The sequence below is a fragment of the Desulfitobacterium metallireducens DSM 15288 genome (assembly GCF_000231405.2).
Lineage (GTDB): Bacteria > Bacillota > Desulfitobacteriia > Desulfitobacteriales > Desulfitobacteriaceae > Desulfitobacterium_A > Desulfitobacterium_A metallireducens.
Genome location: NZ_CP007032.1, coordinates 400162 through 420469 on the forward strand (window position 1 = coordinate 400162; position 20308 = coordinate 420469).

The 20308-nt window shown below is 40.0% G+C and carries 18 protein-coding genes, 1 tRNA gene and 1 pseudogene; 15 read left to right on the forward strand and 5 right to left on the reverse strand.

Annotated features, from left to right (window positions below):
- Positions 1-2: 2 nt before the first annotated feature.
- Together hydG and hydF are read left to right on the forward strand one after the other, a co-directional pair.
- Complete coding sequence (gene hydG, locus DESME_RS01940; RefSeq protein ID WP_006716451.1) at positions 3-1382, forward strand: [FeFe] hydrogenase H-cluster radical SAM maturase HydG; 1380 nt, start codon at positions 3-5, stop codon at positions 1380-1382.
- Positions 1383-1399: 17 nt separating this feature from the next.
- On the forward strand, positions 1400-2650 hold the full coding sequence (gene hydF, locus DESME_RS01945; RefSeq protein ID WP_006716452.1) for a [FeFe] hydrogenase H-cluster maturation GTPase HydF: 1251 nt from the start codon (positions 1400-1402) through the stop codon (positions 2648-2650).
- Between the two features lie 84 nt (positions 2651-2734).
- Here hydF and DESME_RS01950 read toward each other — a convergent pair whose 3' ends face one another.
- Complete coding sequence (locus DESME_RS01950) at positions 2735-3001, reverse strand: hypothetical protein (RefSeq protein ID WP_006716453.1); 267 nt, start codon at positions 2999-3001, stop codon at positions 2735-2737.
- A gap of 169 nt (positions 3002-3170) precedes the next feature.
- Here DESME_RS01950 and DESME_RS01955 point away from each other — a divergent pair, with 169 nt between their 5' ends.
- On the forward strand, positions 3171-3959 hold the full coding sequence (locus DESME_RS01955; protein ID WP_006716454.1) for a histidinol-phosphatase HisJ family protein: 789 nt from the start codon (positions 3171-3173) through the stop codon (positions 3957-3959).
- Between the two features lie 105 nt (positions 3960-4064).
- On the opposite strand, the gene DESME_RS01960 is transcribed toward DESME_RS01955, so the two are convergent.
- Complete coding sequence (locus DESME_RS01960; RefSeq protein WP_006716455.1) at positions 4065-5810, reverse strand: ABC transporter ATP-binding protein; 1746 nt, start codon at positions 5808-5810, stop codon at positions 4065-4067.
- Positions 5800-7545: an ABC transporter ATP-binding protein gene (locus DESME_RS01965; protein WP_006716456.1), complete on the reverse strand. Its 1746-nt coding sequence runs from the start codon at positions 7543-7545 to the stop codon at positions 5800-5802. The genes DESME_RS01960 and DESME_RS01965 overlap by 11 nt, the downstream gene beginning before the upstream one ends.
- Before the next feature lie 139 nt (positions 7546-7684).
- On the opposite strand from DESME_RS01965, the gene DESME_RS01970 reads away from it, so the two are divergent.
- A tRNA-Thr gene (locus DESME_RS01970) sits at positions 7685-7760 on the forward strand.
- A 212-nt stretch (positions 7761-7972) separates the two neighbouring features.
- Here DESME_RS01970 and DESME_RS01975 read toward each other — a convergent pair.
- Positions 7973-9403: a cell wall-binding repeat-containing protein gene (locus DESME_RS01975; RefSeq protein WP_006716457.1), complete on the reverse strand. Its 1431-nt coding sequence runs from the start codon at positions 9401-9403 to the stop codon at positions 7973-7975.
- Positions 9404-9612: 209 nt separating this feature from the next.
- On the reverse strand, positions 9613-10722 hold the full coding sequence (locus DESME_RS01980; protein ID WP_006716458.1) for a permease: 1110 nt from the start codon (positions 10720-10722) through the stop codon (positions 9613-9615).
- Between the two features lie 465 nt (positions 10723-11187).
- Here DESME_RS01980 and DESME_RS15830 point away from each other — a divergent pair.
- The 11 genes and pseudogenes from DESME_RS15830 to DESME_RS02035 all read left to right on the forward strand — a co-directional run.
- Positions 11188-11307 (forward strand): annotated as a pseudogene (locus tag DESME_RS15830) (tyrosine-type recombinase/integrase); the annotation flags it as partial.
- Positions 11308-11610: 303 nt separating this feature from the next.
- Positions 11611-12096 carry a flavodoxin family protein gene (locus DESME_RS01985; protein ID WP_006716459.1) on the forward strand — a complete coding sequence of 162 codons (486 nt, stop codon included), beginning with the start codon at positions 11611-11613 and terminating at the stop codon, positions 12094-12096.
- The gene (locus DESME_RS01990; protein ID WP_006716460.1) at positions 12093-12737 is read left to right on the forward strand and encodes an NADPH-dependent FMN reductase family protein; all 645 of its coding nucleotides are present in this window, start codon (positions 12093-12095) and stop codon (positions 12735-12737) included. Before DESME_RS01985 ends, DESME_RS01990 begins: the two co-directional genes overlap by 4 nt.
- Positions 12738-13639: 902 nt before the next feature.
- On the forward strand, positions 13640-14176 hold the full coding sequence (locus tag DESME_RS02000) for a GNAT family N-acetyltransferase (RefSeq protein ID WP_006716462.1): 537 nt from the start codon (positions 13640-13642) through the stop codon (positions 14174-14176).
- A 264-nt stretch (positions 14177-14440) separates the two neighbouring features.
- Positions 14441-15073 (forward strand): alpha/beta hydrolase, encoded by a 633-nt coding sequence (locus tag DESME_RS02005; RefSeq protein WP_006716463.1) that lies wholly within the window; start codon positions 14441-14443, stop codon positions 15071-15073.
- A 239-nt stretch (positions 15074-15312) separates the two neighbouring features.
- Positions 15313-16116: a nitroreductase family protein gene (locus DESME_RS02010; RefSeq protein WP_006716464.1), complete on the forward strand. Its 804-nt coding sequence runs from the start codon at positions 15313-15315 to the stop codon at positions 16114-16116.
- A 125-nt stretch (positions 16117-16241) separates the two neighbouring features.
- Entirely contained in the window at positions 16242-17180 is a 939-nt protein-coding gene (locus DESME_RS02015) for an acetylxylan esterase (protein WP_006719083.1), read from the forward strand.
- Positions 17181-17286: 106 nt separating this feature from the next.
- Positions 17287-17529, forward strand: a complete 243-nt coding sequence (locus DESME_RS02020) for a hypothetical protein (RefSeq protein ID WP_006719081.1) — start codon at positions 17287-17289, stop codon at positions 17527-17529.
- A gap of 268 nt (positions 17530-17797) precedes the next feature.
- Positions 17798-18262 (forward strand): GNAT family N-acetyltransferase, encoded by a 465-nt coding sequence (locus tag DESME_RS02025; protein ID WP_006719079.1) that lies wholly within the window; start codon positions 17798-17800, stop codon positions 18260-18262.
- A 231-nt stretch (positions 18263-18493) separates the two neighbouring features.
- Entirely contained in the window at positions 18494-19186 is a 693-nt protein-coding gene (locus tag DESME_RS02030) for an aspartate/glutamate racemase family protein (protein ID WP_006719077.1), read from the forward strand.
- Between the two features lie 344 nt (positions 19187-19530).
- Entirely contained in the window at positions 19531-20094 is a 564-nt protein-coding gene (locus DESME_RS02035) for a dihydrofolate reductase family protein (RefSeq protein ID WP_006719075.1), read from the forward strand.
- Positions 20095-20308: the final 214 nt, after the last annotated feature.

Genomic DNA, 20308 nt, shown 5'->3' on the forward strand with positions numbered 1-20308 from the left:
ATATGTTAATTGACCATGAGTATATTTATAAGCTCTTAGAAGACGCCCAAAAAGCAAGTCCTGAGGAAATTCAAAGGATACTGGATAAGGCCAGAGAAGCAAAAGGATTGACCCACCTTGAGCTGGCTCAGCTGATACAGCTTGAAGATAAAACAGCTGCTCTTCGAGAAATATTTGAGATTGCAGGGGAGATAAAACGGAAGATATATGGTAATCGGATTGTGATGTTTGCTCCTCTTTATATTAGTAATTACTGTGTGAATAATTGCACCTATTGTGGCTACCGGCGGGATAATGAATACACTCGGCGGAGGCTTTCACAGGAGGAGATTCAGGAAGAAGTTAAACTCATAGAGAAGATGGGGCATAAACGGTTGGCTTTAGAAGCAGGTGAAGATCCAGTACATTGTGATATTGATTATGTGCTGGAGGCTATCGAGACCATTTATCACACGGAAAACGAGCACGGAAATATCCGGAGAGTGAATGTGAATATTGCCGCGACGACGATCGAGAATTACCGCAAGCTAAAAGAGAAGAATATTGGAACCTATATCCTTTTTCAAGAAACTTATCATGAGCCGACCTATACTCAAGTGCATCAGAAAAGCATCAAAAATGATTATGAATATCATCTGACCTCCTTCGATCGTGCAATGGAAGCGGGGATTAACGATGTGGGAGCAGGGATTCTCCTGGGACTCTATGATTACAAGTTCGAACTATTAAGTTTGATCCTTCATAATGATCATCTTGAAGAGAAATTTGGAGTTGGATTTCATACGGTGTCTGTCCCTCGTATCAGAAAAGCGGAAGGAATGACACTTAAAGATTTCCCACACCTAGTTGATGATGAAACGTTTAAAGAGATTGTTGCGTTGATTCGACTCGCAATTCCCTTTACCGGAATTATTCTCTCCACACGGGAGCCTTCAGAAATTCGTAATGAAGTTATCCATTATGGGGTATCTCAGATTAGTGCGGGCTCTAGTGTAGGTGTCGGGGGGTATAAGGCTCAAACGGAAGGAATCGCCAAGGATCAATTTCAACTGGAGGATCATCGAACGCCTCTGGAAATCCTTAAATCGTTGATGAAGGATGGATTTATTCCTAGTTACTGTACGGCTTGCTATCGGCAAGGACGAACCGGGGATCGATTCATGCCCTTAGCGAAGTCCGGCCAGATTCAAAATGTATGCGCTCCCAATGCATTGATGACGCTCCTCGAGTTTCTTCTAGATTATGGGGACGAAGAAATCCTGAAGCTAGGAGAAGAAGTGATTGCCCGTGAAGTCCACGAGATACCAAGGAAAGAGACAAAGCAACAGTTAATCCACAACCTCGAGCGTATCAGAGGTGGGGAAAGAGACTTGTATTTCTAAAGTAAAAGGAGATAGACATGAGTCAATCCTTAAGCTCTGAATCCAATGCTGAACCGATAACCCAGCGAGCTTTGCTGGCAACTCAGATCCCTACAGCGAACCAGCCCCATATTGCGCTGTTCGGAAAAAGAAATGCGGGAAAATCTTCTCTGCTGAATGCGATCATTGGACAGGACATTTCTTTGGTTTCCTCAATTCGTGGGACAACAACTGATCCGGTTAGTAAGACCATGGAACTTATTCCCTTAGGCCCCGTCGTCTTTATTGATACAGCGGGTTTGGATGATGAGGGAGAGCTTGGAGTTTTGCGTGTTCAGAGAACGCATAAGGTCTTGGAAAAGACGGATTTTGCACTTTATATTTTTGATATTCATGATTTAGACCCGGTTCCTTATCGCGCGATGGTTGATCAGTTTATGAAATTCAAAATACCCTTTCTTCCGGTGATCAATAAAATAGATGATGTACCTGAAGAAAGACTGAAGGAAGCGAGTAAACCTTACCCCGAGGCTTTATTTGTCTCAGCTAGCCAGGGAATAGGAGTCTTTGAGTTAAAGAACGAACTTGTGGAAAGGATTCAGGATAATCATGAAGAATCCCCAATCGTAGGGGACTTGATTCCTCAGAATGGGACCGTTGTTCTCGTTGTCCCGGTTGATTCAGAGGCACCCAAGGGGCGAATCATCCTACCCCAAGTTCAGATCATTCGAGATTGTCTAGATCATGGAATTAAGAGTTGTGTTGTGCGGGACATAGAACTGGAATCGGCTTTACAGGATTTAAAACAGGTGGATTTAGTGATCACCGATTCGCAAGCGTTCAAACGCGTCAATGAAAGAGTGCCTTCGGAGATTAAGATAACCTCCTTTTCTATCCTTTTTGCTCGTCATAAGGGTGATCTTAAGGAATTAGTACGAGGGGTTCATAGCATTCAGAATTTCCCCGATTCTGCTCGCATCCTGATTGCGGAAAGCTGTACCCATAATCATTCGCATGAGGATATTGGACGGTACAAGATTCCGAAGTTAATCGATCAAGTAACCGGTAAAAATTTTAGTTATGATTTTAAAATGGGACATGATTTTCCAACGAACTTAGAAGACTATGCTTTAGTGATTCATTGTGGGTCTTGCATGCTTAATAAGAAGACGATGGAGACTCGAATTCGCTTTTGTCAGGAACGAAACATTCCGATCACTAATTATGGAGTGGTTTTAGCCCATTTTAACGGTATACTGGATCGAACGTTGGAAATATTTTCGCCATAACCGATTTACATTACTTGAATAGAATGAACCCTGATACTGTCAATAAGATGACGATATCAGGGTTCTTGTTTGTGTCAGTAATGTTTATTTTGCTCCAGCGGCCATCCTGCTGTTGCGAAAATAAAGTAAAAGATCAGCACACACCATGACTAGGTTCAGAAGATACAGATAGATCACACCATCATAATGATAGAAAACTTTGTTTAGGATTCCTGCGATATAGCCGACCATGATGACAATCAGGAAAAAGGCACTTTTGCCTTTAATCGAACCCGAAGTATAGGATTTATAAATGGAAAAAGGCCAAGCTGCGCCGAAACAGATTAACATGATGATTTCAAATATGCTCATTTTAAATTACCTCGCTGACTTAAATTAGATGGAGTATTAGCGTGTATTGTAGACAATGCTTCTAGTATACAACTTTTAAAAATGAAAAGGAACAGCAAGAATATTAGCTTTGGTTGGAAGAGCGGCACAAATCTTGTTATAATAGTTATAGGTTATGGAGGCTAAGAAGATGAAAATAGCAGATTACCATTTACATTCTCAATTTTCTAGGGATGGAATGCAGACCATGGATGATGCCTGTAATAAAGCAATCCAACTCGGAATCTCGGAGCTTTGTTTCACAGACCATCTTGAATTTGCGGATAATTATTGGGTAGACTATCCTGAATATAGGCGCTCGATCGAAGTAGCTCAGATGAAATTTCAGAAGGAATTGACAATCAAAGTGGGCTTAGAGATTGGTTTTGATAAAAAAGCTCAACAGCAGATCAAGGAGTATCTCGAGGGAAAAGACTTTGACTTTTTAATTGGATCTCTGCATTGGATTGATGAAGTCGATCTATTTAATGGCGAGTTTTTTAGAGGGAAAAGAGTGCAGGATGCAATCAGAGAATACTTTCAAGCTCTGCAGGAGAGAATTTCACTCTTTGATTTTTCGGTATTAGGTCATATCACGCTGTTCAAACGCTTTTTTGAGCGATTGAAGGTGAGCCCTTCAGATTTCGACTGGAGCAATTATGATGGTCTTCTTCAAGCGATTCTCCAGGATTTAATCGATCAGGGCAAGGGAATTGAATTGAATACGCGTGTTCCACTGATTGATTTGGATTTCCGGATTCTCCGCCTTTATAAGAAATTGGGGGGAGAGATTGTTACGCTCGGGTCGGATGCTCATCATTTTCGATCCATGCATACCATGAAAGAAGGATTTCAAGCCCTTCAGGATGCCGGTTTTCGGTATTATTGTGTTTTTGAACATCGAAAACCTCAATTTATAGTTATCGATGATGAGAGTTAATGATTAAATGAGTATCCAAAGCAAAGGCTTATCCATACGGTTGAATCCGTTGGATAAGCCTTTTAAAATGTCTCTTTTCTCAAAAGCTGCTTTCGTTCAATTCATCTAGCTCCAAGTTAGTTTTTCCAAGGCGATATGGCTACGGTACCAGTCATCCTTTTGCAAAAGGTCCTCAGGAGAGCCTGTATTTTTAATTCTCCCTTTTTCGAGAATAACGACCGTGTCACAGGCAATCATCGAGGATAAACGATGAGATATCGATAAGATGGTGTGAGCTTCGCTGGCTTTTTGTAAGACAGATACGATTTTTTCTTCAGTGATAGAATCAAGGTTCGCGGTGATTTCATCAAGCAGGAGAATAGGCGGGTTGGCTACAATCGCTCTGGCAATGGAGAGCAGCTGCTTTTGCCCTTGGGAAAAAAGATTATCATGACTCACTGGGGTGTCAAGGCCGTTTTCAAGAGAGGCCACATACTCCGTTAGACCGACAAAGTTGAGTGCCTTTTCAACTTGCTCTCGGGTGATGCTCTCGTCCTGTAAACTGATTTGCTCTGCCACCGTGCCTTTGAACAGATGAAAATTTTGGCTTACATAACCGAATAACTTGCGCTTTTCAAGGTTAGGGATAGCATAAACATCAATTCCATTGAGGGTGATACTTCCTGTTGAAGGCTTAATTAAGCCCATTGTTAAATTGAACAAGGTGGATTTTCCAACACCTGTTCTACCGACAAAGGTGACTTTTTCCTGTGAATTAATACGTAGATTGATGTTTTCTAAAACTTCAGTTCCTTTTTCATAATGGAAGGTCACATTATTAAAGGATAATTCAACTTCTTCACGTCTGGGAATAATCGTTTGGGCTTTCAATTCCTTGTTCTTACCGTCATCTTCTGGTTCACGGTAAAATTCATCGACCCGCTGAATACCGGATAAAGATTGCTGAATATTTTGAAGCTCCATTCCAAGATTTTCAATGGGTCTAAATAAGTCAGAGATTAACTCGATCGAGGCGGCAACCATCCCTAACGATATGCCCAAATAATTCAGTTGTTTAGAGGAGAGGATGACGATTGTCGCGATGACAAGCGCACGAATAAGCAGGATAATGGGGGAATATACAGAGTCATAAAAATTGACTTTCTCCACTGTTTTATAATTATCCAGCAAAACCGTTGTATAATTCTTTTCCATATAGTCTTCTTTATTGAAGGATTTGATCATTTGAATGTTATTTAAGCTTTCGGAAATATGGTTGTTGACTTTGCCAACTAAGATGCGGTTCCTAATTTGAGCCTTGAGCATTCTTTTTTGAAAAGTTCGAGTAATCGCATAAATAAGGGGGAGTAACAGAAACGTAATTAGGCCAAGCTTAGTGCTGAACATCCCAATCGAGATGACGATACCCACAATTTTGAAGCAGTCAATGATCAGTCCAACGATACCGTTTGTGAACATGGAGTTAATGGTGTCGACGTCGTTAGTAAAACGCGAGACAACGATGCCCGATTCATTGGAGGAAAAGAAAAGAGAATTCACTTTTTCAAGCTTTTCCATCATTCCACTTCGGATTTCTTTGGTGATTTTTTGACCGACGATGGTCAGTCCAGCATCTCTAATCGAACCAAAGACACCCACAAGGAAGAGTACTCCCAGGTAAGCTAGGGCGGAAATAAGGAGTTTGTCACTGTTTTTCGGGACCAGGTTATAATCGATAATATGCTTTAGAATCTGAGGAGGAATTAAACTTACAATAACTACGCCACAAATTGTAAAAATCAATAGAATATCAATTTGTGGGCTTTTCTTGAGGACGTTAAGAATTGATTTTTTGACTAAACTAGGGCTCAACGTTCTCACCTCCTTCAGTACATTGTAAATTAAAGATGGTTGCGTAAAGTGAAGAGCATTCCATTAGTTCTTGATGAGTACCATAATCAACAGCTTTATCCTCATGAAGTAGCACAATCTGGTTGATTCTATTGAAAATAGCTAAGCGGTGTGAGATAAGGATGATTAAACTCTGCTGATAATGGGCTTTTAAATTCTCAATAATTTTTTCTTCGGTCTTCATATCAACTGCGGAAAAAGGATCATCTAAAATGATGATTTTGTTTTTATTCAACAGCGTCCGGGCGAGGGCAATTCGGGATTGCTGTCCTCCGCTTAATCGAATTCCACCGTTACCAACTAAGGTATTTTCTCCGTCAATCATTGTAGCTAAATCAGTATCAAAACAGACATCCTTTAAAACAGGCATGATGTCCTGGTCTTTGCCTAGAGTAATATTGTTATATACGGTATCCGAAAGTAATTGCGGCTTATGGCCGAGGTAGGAAATCATCTGACTGCGCTCGTATTCAGAGTAAGCCTTCAGCTCCTTATCATCAATTTTGATGCTGCCAAGATAGGGATATAAGCCCAGTAAAGAAAGCCCGAGGGTAGATTTGCCTGAAGCGATAGAACCGGTTACACCGATGATTTCATCTTGTTTCCCTTCAAAAGAGATGTTTTTAAGGAGGGTCTCTTTACTGCTGGGATAAGAAAAGCTGAGATTCTTGATGGAAAGGAGGGTGCTATTGTAATCAATGTTTGATGAGGTATCTTTACGCTTGTATTCTGTGAGATAGGGCGTAATCCGTTGCCAAGATATCTGTGACTTTTGCACAGAATTAAAGAGTTTAGCAGCTCTGCCTGTCTTTGTGGATAGGGCCGTGAACATCGTGAGGTAGGTCGAAAAAACGCCAACCGTCCAATCTCCATTAATTACTTTTGTTCCACCAAGGTAAATGACCATAACGATCCCCAACAGGCCGATTACTTTGTAGAGGGGCATCATCGAACTTTCCAAAAGATTGGCTTTAATGGCCTTGTTTTGTAGATCTTCTAAATCCGTGATATATTTTGCTCTGTTTTGCGCTTCCATGCCGGTGACGCGATAGACAAGGGCGTTTTCAAGGACATCATAGGTTATATCTGCAACTTGACTGCTTTTCCTACGAAATTCAATTGAATATTTATAAATCAGAGTTTTTAATTTCTCGGCCAGAAGCATAGCAACAGGAATAAAGAGGCTGGAGAGCAGCGTAATTTTTACATCGTAAAACATCATCGATATGAGATAGGCGGACATGAGTACACCGGTATCGAAGATCTCGGTGGTCAATTTCCGCATTCCCTCAACACATAGATCGACATCTGAAATGACTCGGGTCATTAAGTTACCGATGTTTTCATTGTTCAGCTCGGCAGTGCTTTTATTCATTATATTGTTATAGATCATGAGTCGCATGGTTGCACTTGTACTGTTAGCGAAGCGCCTTATGTAAAAACGCTTAAAGTAGCGCATAAGTTGAATCATGGCAATGATAGCAACAAAAGTGACGGCCAGCTTAATGACAGCGGATAAATTATCTCCACGGACCAGAGCATCAATCATCTTACCTTGATAAATAGGGCCTAGGATGGTGGCGCTATTAAAGGAAAGGCCAAAGATGATGATACAGGCGACAACGAACTTCTCCTTTTTCCAATAATTTATGATTCGATCCGGATGTTCCATGGGGTCAATTTTCAATTTAGCCATCAGCGCTCACCTTCTTTCTTCTGATTTCTAGCATAATAGATAAGTGGTGTCAATTTCCAGAGAAAAATTTTTAAATTAATGTTGAAAATCAATTTGTGTTATGATATTATATGCAAGTGTCACGGGACAACTGAGACATGCCGATGTAGCTCAATTGGTAGAGCAGCTGATTTGTAATCAGCAGGTTACAGGTTCGAGTCCTGCCATCGGCTCCATATGAATCTTACGCCCGCAAGCGATTGCGGGTTTTTATTTTTACAGGGTTGCATAAAAATGAAACAATTGTTAACCCGAACGCAAAGGACTTGAAGGATATGTAATCTTCGATTATTTCAACATTTAATCTGAACAGAGGACTTAAAGAGCCCTCTCCGGAAACGGAGAGGGCTCTTTGCGTTTAAGAAAATATCGCTTGGTACATTTTCGATTAGTAATTATAAGCTTTAAACCAAACTCCGCCAGTTCCGTCGTAGCTGCGTCCATATGCCAGCGTGGGTGACGTATCACCTACACGCACTTGAAAGGCTACCCACCCTTCACTAGTTGCGCCTTTATAGAGGTTTGCGTCAAGTGCTGGATCAGGGTCAACTACACTTGCGTAGTCATATTCTAATCCATCTGAAGATATAAGATTGAAGTTAAATCCACTAACACTAAGTGCTTTGTCGTTTGCAATGTCTACTAAATTGAAATTTATTTTGGCTAAAATATATTCATAGCCATCCTTGGGGGCATCATTGAACATATTGGCTTCCTTAATCATTGCCCAAGCATCAGCGCCTCTTATAATTTGCTTAACGGCAATTTGTGCAGTGTAATCATCAAAATAATCCTTTACGATTACCGTTTTAGTTGTATTTAGTGGAGCTGGATTAAGCCTGGAGTTTCCGAGTGAATTATCTGCAGGGACAGCGTTGTAAGCCACCCTAGCAAGCACATTCTCAGAGACTACTGTGTTACCGCCAAGAGCGGTTACAATAGCATTACTGGCTAGTTTTGCATAAACATCGGGAGCAGCCGCAGAATCAACAGCATCACACAGAACAATAGGAGCACCTGATTTAGCGGCAAGAGATGATGCAACGAGAGAGTCCACCAGGTGAGCATCAGTGCCATTGGCAACGTAGACTTTATCATAGTTATAACCAAAAGCATTAAGAACAGCCTTATTCGTTGCAAAACGATCTGCTCCGTAATAGCGAGTTGATCCTGCAATGTCGGCCACAAGGGTAGGCCCGCCAATTACGTTAACACTGGCTCCCAAGTAGGCAGCTTCAGAAGCAGGAAGGCTTCCGTCTGGATTAGCCACTAAAATCGAGTAGTTGTTGGCTGCAGCATAGGAAGCTACCGATAAGGCGTCGGCTAGTGCTCCGTAACCTACTACAAAGGATCCCGCAGGGTTGACAAGTTTGGACGCAATAACTGCTGCTGTAGCTGTACGATCTTCACCCTTGAGTGCTATAGCGGTTATGCCACTCATTTTCAGTTGATCTACGACTGTTTGATTGATTGCACCTACTACAAAAACTTTCGTCACGCCTAATCTTTGGAGCTCGGCTTTAGTAGTCGCATTCAGTGTGTCTTTTTCCGTCAATAAAATTGGCGATATCTTTCCAGCCAGTGGCGCTGCTGCCAATGCGTCAACCAAATTAGCGTCTGCCGATGGTGCCAAAATTGCAGTGTCTGTGGTTGTCCAACCTGTGCTTGAAACAGAAACGGCGGTTCCAACTCTGTCCGTACCGAAAAGTCGTGCAGTAGTTACCCCGTTATCCGCGAAGGCATTTAAGGGAACCATAGCCGAGACCATGCCAGCTATCATAAAACTAGCTAAGGCTTTTTTTAATGTGAAGATCTTCATAATTCGGCGCCTCTCTTTCTCAAATTAGTTAAATTGCTCCAGGGTAGTCCACCTTCTTTTTACTGTTGTTAATATACCTGATAAATTCAATCAATCCAATCTGAATTATATGGATGCTTATCCAACTCTTTTCTTAGTTACCGATGATTTACACTCTTTACGTATTTTCAGGTGTAGATTAGTTTACAGACTTTTTAAACGACTGCGAGTTACATCATTAACCCTGCCAATAACCCACTTATTATTCCGACGACCATGACAGAGCCGGTTACTAAGGTCAAGACTTTTAACGGGAAAACTCTTTTAACTATAACCAACGAAGGAATACTTACTGCGGGTAAAGTCATCATTAAGGCAACGCCCGGACCTACTCCGAGACCAAAGGACATCAGAGTTTGGACAATGGGAATTTCTGCGGCCGTTGGAATAATAAAAAGAGTTCCTGTTATCGCCAATCCGATAATTACCAAAAGACTATTTCCCCATTCAGGGCTAATGACCGGAAAGAGCCAAGCTCTAACAGCTCCCAGAACAAAGACAGCGACTAAATAAGCTGGAATAGTATCCAGAACTAGGGGCCATAAAGACTTGATCCAACGCACAAAGAAGTTTTCTGCATCGATTTCCTCTGATCCTCCTAGATCCAATGGACTGATATTTGAAAGTTCTTTTTCGTTTACCATTTTATTGGTCCAATAACTTACCCCTAATACGAGGATGAGCCCCGCAATAATCCGTATGAGGGCAAATTTCCAAGATAAGACAAAGCCCATGAAAATAATTGTGGCAGGATTTAATACTGGGTTACCAAGCCAATAGGCCATTGTGGACCCGGCTGAAGCAGAGCGTTTACGGAGCCCAACGGCAACTGGCGCAGCACAACACGTGCACATCATGGACGGAATAGCTGCCATGCCGGCTAAAGCTGTACTTTTGAAATTCTCTTGACCAAAGAAGCGATTGACCCAAGTGCGTGGGATAAGGACTTGAACTAAAGAACCCAGAAGGAGGCCTAAGATAACAGCTTTCCAAACTGATCTAAAATAGCTAGTCGTATACTCGACCGCTGCTCCCCAGGATGGGCTTGGTGCGACGGCCGCTTTTCCAGTAATAATTGATTCCCCAATCGAGTGTTTGTTAGCAGCTAAAAAAGCTTTAGCGTAATAGGGATTCCATTTAATGTAGAACAGTCCAATGATTGCGACTAATAAAAAAAACAATGCTCCAAAAATTACTTTGCGACGATTTAGATCTTTGCGTGCTCTTGAACTGTTTACTAAGTTTTCTTTTATGGATTGAATTGAATTTTCGTGTGACATAAATAAAATTTCACTCCTTCTATAAATAAATAGTAATATATTGTATAAGAATTTTATTATATATGTTGATATAAGTATATAGCAACAAAATATTTGAAGCCTATCTGTTTTTTAGGGAGTACAAAAGAAAATTAAAGGATTTATTATTAAATTGGAGAATTATACCTTAACAGAGTAATTATGGAGTGGGATGTTCTCGACTTTGAACGTCTGATCCACAAAAGTATAGAGGGACAGTTAATCATAGCTCTAAAACTCTCAAGACTTATTTAGGGCATATTCGTCGTTTCCTTATATACAACCAGAAAGAGATAAACGACCCAAGAAGGAACATAAGCTGCCAGAGGTACTCAGTCAGAAGGAAGCTAACTTAATACTTAATACTTAATACTTAATACTGTACAAAATACTAAGTACAGAACGATCTTGTAATTAACTTATTCATCGGGTCTAAGGGTAAGTGAGGTTGTTAATCTCAGGCATTTTTTTGCCACACATTTACTGGAGGCAGGAACAGATTTAAGATATATCCAAGAACTTTTAGGACATAGGAGTTCAAAAACAACGGAAATCTATAAGGTTTAGTGGTAACTTCAATGCAATTTTGCAAACCGAGGAAATCTATTATCGAGGCACGTTAGTTGGAACACAAGTATCTGCTGGCTATTTGAGAGTATAAGAACGTGCGAACGACATATAACAGAGGGTTCACGACATCGGGTAAGCGCTTCTCATGGGAAAGCCCGACGTCGTGAACCCTCAAAACGTTATATGCAATGCCACAAAATGGCCGCGCGTCCATGCGCGGATTATGGAGAAAAGATTGGTGGTATTTCGTATTCATAGGAAAACGTTCAGGAAAATTCTTCAAGATTTAGGAGGAATGGAATGAGAACCATAGTAATAAAAGAATGTGAAAAAATTATTACAAATTCAAATGTTTATACATTTGATTTAACGCAAACAGTTGTTAATAATTGCACGGGCTGCTGGTCTTGTTGGTGGAAAACACCGGGTAGATGCATCCAAAAAGATTTAGATGAATTTTATCATCAGTATATAACAGCAGATAAAGCTATCTACTTTTCAAAGGTTACAAAGGGATTTGTCAGTGGTAATTTAAAAACTCTTTTTGATAGAATGTTACCTCTCTATCTGCCATATACCACATATAAGACAGGTGAATCCATGCACGTCCCGAGATATGAAAAATATCCTGATATAGAATTTTACTATGATGGCGAATTTAAAACTGCTGTCGGTCGTCAGATTTTTGTAGATTATATTAACCGTGTATTTTATCAGTTTTATTCGAAGAACATCACCGTAAAGCCAATTGAGGAATTTTATGCTGACAGAGGTGACAACGCATGAACACAATAATTCTAATCGGCTCACCTAAAGGGAACTTTAAAAATAGTAATTCCCGAATTTTTGCGGATGAGTTTGTAAGAAACATGAAAAACCCCTGCGAGATAAAATGTATCGCCAGGGAAGATCATAAAGAGCTTGCGCGGTATGTTACAGGTTTTGATACGATAATTATGATATTACCACTTTATATTCATGCTATGCCGGGAATTGTCATGAAGTTCATTGAATGCTTGGAGCCAGCCGTTTCTGAAGGTAAATACATAGGTTTTATTGTTCAAGCAGGATTTATAGAAACTGCACAGCACAAGTTTGTTGAGCCGTATTTTGCAGATTTGGCAAAGCAACTGAATTATAGCTATTTGGGCACGGTTTCCAAAGGTGAGGCTGCAGGTATCTATATGTATCCAAGAATGTTTAAAAAAGTACTCCGATTGCTAAATGATTTAGGTTCAGCATATGAAAAGACTCATGCTTTTGATTCGGACATCGTCAAGAAGCTAGGCAAGCCATATGAACTATCAAATTTTCAGTTGAGTATCTTGAAATTAGTTAAAAAGGTAGGATTAGATAATTTGGGTTGGCATAAAGTATTGAGGTCAAATAACGCTTTTGAAAATAGATTAGACAAACCATTTTTATAATATTGAATGATACGATATTGTTAAAAAAACGAGCATACTATTTATTTTTTCGTTTCGTATCATTCTTATGATGCCTAATTTAACAAGCGGAGGGCTTAAGGGGCCGCGTGTTCATGCGCGGATTACGTTTATAGCGCACTCGTAGGATAATGTGCAATTAATAAAATGCGTAGGACAAAAGAGAGACAAAGAGGAGACTAAAATAGAAAGTATTATTTACTGGTTCCCTTTTTGGGTTGTATTTATTATCTACTATAAGGTTTTTAGAATAGCTGATGATGTTAGGGAGATTAAGAAGATATTAAAAGAACAGAATATAAACGAACGGAATGAATAGTTAACCGAGAATTCTTGCTAATTAATTAAAGGATTATTCTTGGATTCCACTATCAACACCCTAAACGTATTGCACATTCTACTTATACAATAATGAAAGATTAAAATTTTTTGTATAATGTTCAGATAAACAGAAGTTGATAAGTGAGGGATAAAAGATGAATTTTGGTGGATGGTCAACTGGAAGTGTTATAACTTTGGTTATTTGCATTACGATAGCCATTGGTTGCAGTGCTGTAAGCATTAAAAAGAAAAAGAGATAAATTTATTATACAATCTTCTTGTAATGTGAAACAAATCACAAGAATGGCTCAAGGGGCCGCCGTCCATGGCGGCCTCTGGATCTGGGGGCGTACGGCATCGGATAAACAGCGTATTACCGACATTGCCTTTGTCATGGCATTTGCAGTTTGGGGTAACAATTTAGAGTAGCAAATGCCGCGCTAATCCCTATCGGACCGGAAACATCGGTAATACACGGGACGTTATATGACATGTCCATATTGAGTAGTTCTTTTGAGAATTTGGATTATTGCATGCGATGATGCAAGCAGGGGGTATCGCCAATGAAAACAATCTATCTAAAAAACGGAGACACGGTGCAATTAAGAGAGGCTGTAAAAGAGGACGCTACCGAGCTAGTTGCCTACTTACAAAAGATTGGTGGAGAATCGGATTTCCTAACTTTCGGATCTGGTGAATTTTCAGTATCGGTAAGTGATGAGGAAGCTATACTCGTAGAAAGCAGCACTACCGGAAACAAGATTATGTTACTTTCCCTAGTTGAGAACAAGGTAATCGGTTGTTTACATTTCGAAGGTGGAGCTAGGCCTCGGGTACAGCATACGGGCGAGTTCGGAGTTTCAGTCCTCAAAGATTACTGGGATAAGGGAATTGGAACAGAAATGGTGCAGGAATTAATTCAATGGGCTAAAGCATCTAAAATTATTCGCAAACTTAACCTTCGAGTTAGAAGTGATAATGCTCGAGCTATTCGTATATACGAGAGACTTGGATTCATTCGAGAGGGGTTAATTACAAGAGAGTTCTTCATCTCAGGAGAGTTCTATGATTTTATCTACATGGGTCAAAACGTAGACTAAAGAATCATTGAAGAAGTAGGGGCGTAATGGGTTAGGGTGGTCCTTTGAGGTAATGGACACATCATATAACACAGAATTTCCATAACTTTGCCAAGATGAAGAGAACAGGACGCTACGGAAATTCCTAAACGTTATATGACATATGGTGCAAAGGCCGCGCCGTCCTTGGCGCGGGTGAAAATTCTAGGGTATTACTTCGTATAAGTTTCTCATGGTGAAGCAATCCTTTTGTATTCAATTCAATCTAAAGGGAGGATAATAAGAATGAATCAAAAAATCGTTCAATTGCAATCTCATTGGAGGGTAACTTTAGATAATAAATGGATTGAGCAAAATAGTAATATTTTATCTGTTATTCTTCCAGGAGAAAATTATACAAATGAAAAACCGCTAATGTATTACTCGCGCAAAATAGCATTAGAGCTTGGATTAGACGTACTTAGTGTTGATTATGGTTTTCAAATTTCACATGAAGATTTTGAAGCTAATACAGGAATTGACATTATAGTTAAGGAATCAGAACAAATACTAAAAGAATGTTTGAATAAAAACTATAAAAAGATAATTTTTATTGGTAAAAGTTTGGGAACTATTATTCAAAGTAAGTTATCCAAAGAATTCGTTGACTATAAACAAGTTCATGCTTATTTAACACCAGTAGATGAAACATTTAGAACTATGATGAATTATCCATGTTTGATAATAACAGGTACTGAAGACTCAAAAATGAATAATTTAACTATGAGTGCGTTAAAGAACAGCAAGAATATTGAATTAGTTAAAGTAGATGGCGGAAATCATCGCCTTGAATGTTCAGATTCATTGAAAAGTATTGAAATGCTGAGTACGGCAATGGGAATATTGAAGAAATTTATGATTAAACATTCAACGATTTAAAATTAAATATCTACCAAATGCTTGTATTTTATGGCTTAGTGGTTTGATGGGAGATTTAAGGCAGCGCCGTCCATGGCGCTGTCTGAGTCACGGGGCACGATACGTCGTATAACAACACGTTCCCGCCACTTAGAAGAGATGAATACGGTTAGGGCGCAGCGGGAACCTGCGGGACGTTGGACGACATCGTGTTATCAGAGAATGAACTTCGTAATGGTATAGGAAGGAGCGAGAATCATATGCAAATTCCAGTTGAGAGATGGTATGACGCTATTTTTCAGCGTCGATCTAGGCGTCAGTTTAACAATAAACCTGTAGCTCCTGAGGTCTTAACCCAGCTCATTGATATTTCAAAACTACTAAATAAGAAGATTTCCGGTGCTAAGGTGGAAATAGTTAATCACAGTCCAGACGACGTGTTTAAAGGTGCTATCGGTTCTTACGGAAAAATAAAAGATGCACCGGCATATGTTGCTTTCATTGGCAACATCCAAGATTCATATGTTCAAGAAAAGGTTGGCTACATTGGAGAGTGCTTCATTTTAGAGGCTACTTCAATGGGTTTAGCAACCTGTTGGGTTGGGGGCCTTTTTAGGCCTGATGAAGTAAAGCGGCAGATTACCATTACCCAGAATGAGCGAGTATTGGCTGTTTCTCCACTAGGTTATGCTCCAGAACAATACAGTTTACAAGAAAAGCTTATGTCCAGTTTTGCATCTGGACATAAGCGAAAAGATATGGAAGTAATATGTCCCCAAGGGTTCAAAACAGATTGGCCTGCCTGGGTAAAATCGGCTTTAGTGGTAGGTCGATTGGCACCTTCAGCAGTAAATAGACAACCATGGCGATTTTCGGTTGATACCGATGCTATTAAGATTTCTGTCGACAATCTTAAAGATTCGCACCACATTTCAAAACGCTTAGATTGTGGAATAGCGATGATACACATTGAGATAGGGGCTAGTCATGAAGGGATTAGAGGACAATGGGAATATCTCGATCAATCGGATGTTGCTATCTTCAAGGTCCAAAAGAAAATTTAGCAAGTCTCTGGGGAACACGACATCGTCTAACATGGTATTTGCAACACTAGCAGAGACGCAAGCGGTTGGGACGCGTCGCAAACACTCGAAACGTTAGGTGAAATCCGGCTGGGGGAGGATTTTAGGTGTTTGAGATATTACGAGAGGATATTAAGGATTTTCTAAGGCTACAGCTAATTATTGGAACAGTTCCTTTTCGTACCCATCAGGTGAGTTATGAGGACGGGTATACCAGGTATTTGATTTCTTACGAAGGATTAGAATCGGACGATATTTGGGCTTATCTTTTAGTCCCAAAAGGACAAGGGCCTTTTCCGGCAGTCTTGGTTCACCATCAGCATAACGGTGAAAGAAACATCGGTAAGAGCGAAGTTTGTGGTATTGTTGGAGATCCATTTCAAGCCTTTGGTCCAACTTTGGCTAGGGAAGGGATTATTGTTCTAGCTCCAGATTCTATATGCTTCGAGGACCGTCGAAAAAATAAAAATGGGATTCAGACTGATGAGGGAGATTGGTTACAGCATTATAATGAAATGAGCTATCGATTGGTACAAGGGGATACCTTAATGAGAAAGGTAATATCCGATGCAAGTTTAGCAGTATCTATCCTTTGTAATCACCCACTCGTAGAGGATAAGAAAATAGGGGTGCTTGGTCACTCTTATGGCGGTAACACAGTTCTTTTCCAAGCAGCTATGGACCCACGGATTCAGTTTGCTTGTTCAAATGGTGCAGCATGTACTTATAAGAATAAAATTAGGCATCAGACGGGGTTTGAAATGGCTCAAATAATACCTGGTTTTGCTGAACGGTTTGATATTGAGGATTTAGTGAAGTGTATTTTCCCAAGAAAGATTTTGTTGGTGTCTGCCACAGAAGACAAGTATTCAAAGAACGCAGATGCAATAGAAAAAACTATAATAGAAACATGCAATAAATTTAAAATTGGCAATTGGGTTGAACATTTTAGATATGTAGGTGGACATCCACTTACTCAAGAGAGATTTACAGACGTTGTTTCTTGGATTAAATCGTATGCAAAGGGGAACGCGGACTTCACCTAACACAGAATTCCCGCAACTTAGTGGATGATGCATGTGGTTGAGACGCTGTGGGAATTCTCTGAACGTTATGTGACATTGCTAGGTCTTATATTAAGGAGGATGATTTATGGTGGCATTAGGTGCTTTCCTGGGAATTATTCAGATGATTTGGGCCTTGTTATTAATTCCAACCCATCTTGCACTAACGGTAATTGTATATAGAGATGCAAAGAGATTATCACAAACAGCGTTAGGATTGTCACCTTTTCTATGGCTTGGAATTACATTTTCTTTACCTATAATTGGGATGCTTATTTACTGGATTATGAATTATTCATCACTGTCAAGGGACTCCCTTTATAAATTGTAGTAACTTAGCTTGGGGAAACTATTCTATCAAATTATTATTTGGACAATTTGTTACTTTACATTTTGAGAGCTGTCTACAAAACTATTCATTAGCGGTTGTCAAAGCTTTGTAATTCGCGACATCACATAACAAAACATTCCCGCAATTTAGCCATGAAGAATGTGGGAAGGCGCTGCGGGAATCCGAAACGTTAGATGACAGACCATGCGAAAAGCGCCATCCATGGCGTTGAAAAAGAGAAGAAAATGCATTCACGAGGAGAATGTGTATGTTGACTATTCGTGTTTCACAATTAAGTGATATTAAAGGGTGTTTAGAGTGTCTTAAGGATTCATTATTGGCAGATAATTATTTCCAAGATACAGGCAAAGTTGCAAATGGAATTATGAATGCAATAGAAAAAGGTGAGGTCTATGTTGCATCAAATGGAGAAGAAATCATTGGAGTAATGAGTATTGATTATAATGGCATGTTTGGAGAATTTCCGATTTTAAGATTGATTTCAGTTAAAAGGACACATAGGAGTAAAGGAATTGGAAGTTTAATGCTTGAGTATTTTGAAAAAGCAGGTTTTAGTAAGAGTATGAAAATATTTTTGTGTGTAAGTGATTTTAATACAAGAGCAAAATTATTTTATTTGAAAAAAGACTTTATGGAAATTGGTAAGATCCAGAATTTATATAAAGAAGGAATAACTGAATTTATAATGATGAAGGAGAAAAATCAAGAGTAATTTGACTACCATAATATTAAAAAGATAGGAATAGTTTTAGTGAATTTGAAGATGTTTGTTATAGGGCCTCCCATCCATGGTCGGCTCTGAGTTGCGGGGCATGGTCCGTCGTCTAACAGTGAATTCCCAAAATTTGAGAGGATATAAATGTAGTAACCAGACTTCGGGAATTCACGGGACGTTATACGAAACTACTAGGTCAATATTTTATAGGAGAGAGGGTGTATTTGGATGAAAAAGATTGGGATGATCGGTGGATTCGGTCCAGAGTCTACAATTGATTATTATCGCATTATGATTGAGCAGTATCGCTTATTGCAAGGTGATGAAAGTCTTCCCGAGATTTTCATTTATAGCATGGATATTTATAACCTACTTAATATGGTTGGAGAAGAACGATGGGATGACTTAATAGAGTACCTTTTAAAGGGCATTGATACTCTTTATAGAGCTGGTGCTGATTTCGGAATCATTTCAGCAAATACACCACATATTGTGTTTAATAAATTAAAATGCCTGTCACCTATACCTCTTGTAAGCATAATTGAAGAAACAAGTAAGAAAGCCAAAGAAATTGGATTACATAAGGTTGGGTTGCTGGGAACAAGTTTTACGATGAGATCAAGCTTCTATCAAGACGTATTTTCTAACGATAATATCTCCGTCGTTGTGCCTCGAGAGAAGGAACAAGACTATATCCAACATAAATTAATGACAGAGATAGAATTAGGAGAGTTTCATGAAGCAACACGTAAAGGGTTGCTTACGATTGTAAAGAGAATGATCGATGAGGAATCAATCCAGGGATTGGTTCTTGGATGTACAGAATTACCATTGATTTTAACTAAAGACGCGTTTGGCATTCCGTTTCTTAATACCACGAAGATACATGTAGATAGTGCCATTAGGTATTGTTTGTCGTAATCAAATGTAAAAATAATGTTTTGCCGTAGCTTCGTATTACAACACATTCCCGATACTTTGACAATATGCAAGTGGGTTGAGGCGCGTCGGGAATCCAAAACGTTATCCGAAACCGTACGCAAAGGCCGCGCGTCCATGCGCGGATTACGGAATTGGTTTAGTCTAGTGCGCGCTCGAAAGATAATGTGAAATAACCAAGATGTTTCGGTATAGAATTACATTTGCGAACCTATTTCGTAAATAATACCTATATCGGAATTATTATGCAGTCCGGTAATCCTGAGACTTTAGACGACATAGTTTTTTTCAGATAGGCGAGAGATCAAGGTGGAGGTGATAATCGGATGAGGCGTGTGCGATACCAGGTCGCATGTAGCCTGGATGGCTACATCGCGGGACCAAACGATGATTTTGATTGGATTATGCCAGAGCCCTCGTTCAACTTTGAGGCGCTGTATGCGCAATTCGACACGTTGCTGATGGGGCGACGCACGTACGAAATCGTACGCGCAATGGGCGAGAGCCTTCGCGGAAAGCAAGTGATTGTCGCCTCGCGGTCGCTTCGGCCAGTGGATTATCCTGATGTCGAGATCGTGAGCGAGGGCCTTGAAGCACGAGTTCGAGAGCTTCGTGCGCAATCTGGTCGAGATATATGGCTCTACGGCGGAGGGAATCTCTTCTCCCAGCTTCTCGCCTGGAATTTGGTTGATACGGTCGAACCGGCGATCATACCGATCCTTCTGGGAGGTGGGGTGCAGTTGCTCTCCCCGCACGGGGTACGTCGGCGTTTGGCGCTCGTCGGGCACCGCGCCTATCCCAGTGGGATGCTTCTCCTCGAATACGAGGTGCAACAGGCTGCGGAAGGCACGAATGAATTTCTTGGAGGTAAATCCAATGGAGCTGAGTAAGTCTACACTTCATGGAGACATATATGATGATACTTGGGAACTTAAATCATAGTAATGTTGTGACGGGTCAAAAGGACTTAATAGGAGAACAAATTAAGTCCTTTATGGATACAATAAATCCCAGATGGAATTGGGGCTGATTTTCAAAAGTAATTGCTACTACGCATTTTTCTTATGTAGCTTACTTAAATGATACGGAGGTCTCAAGGGGCCG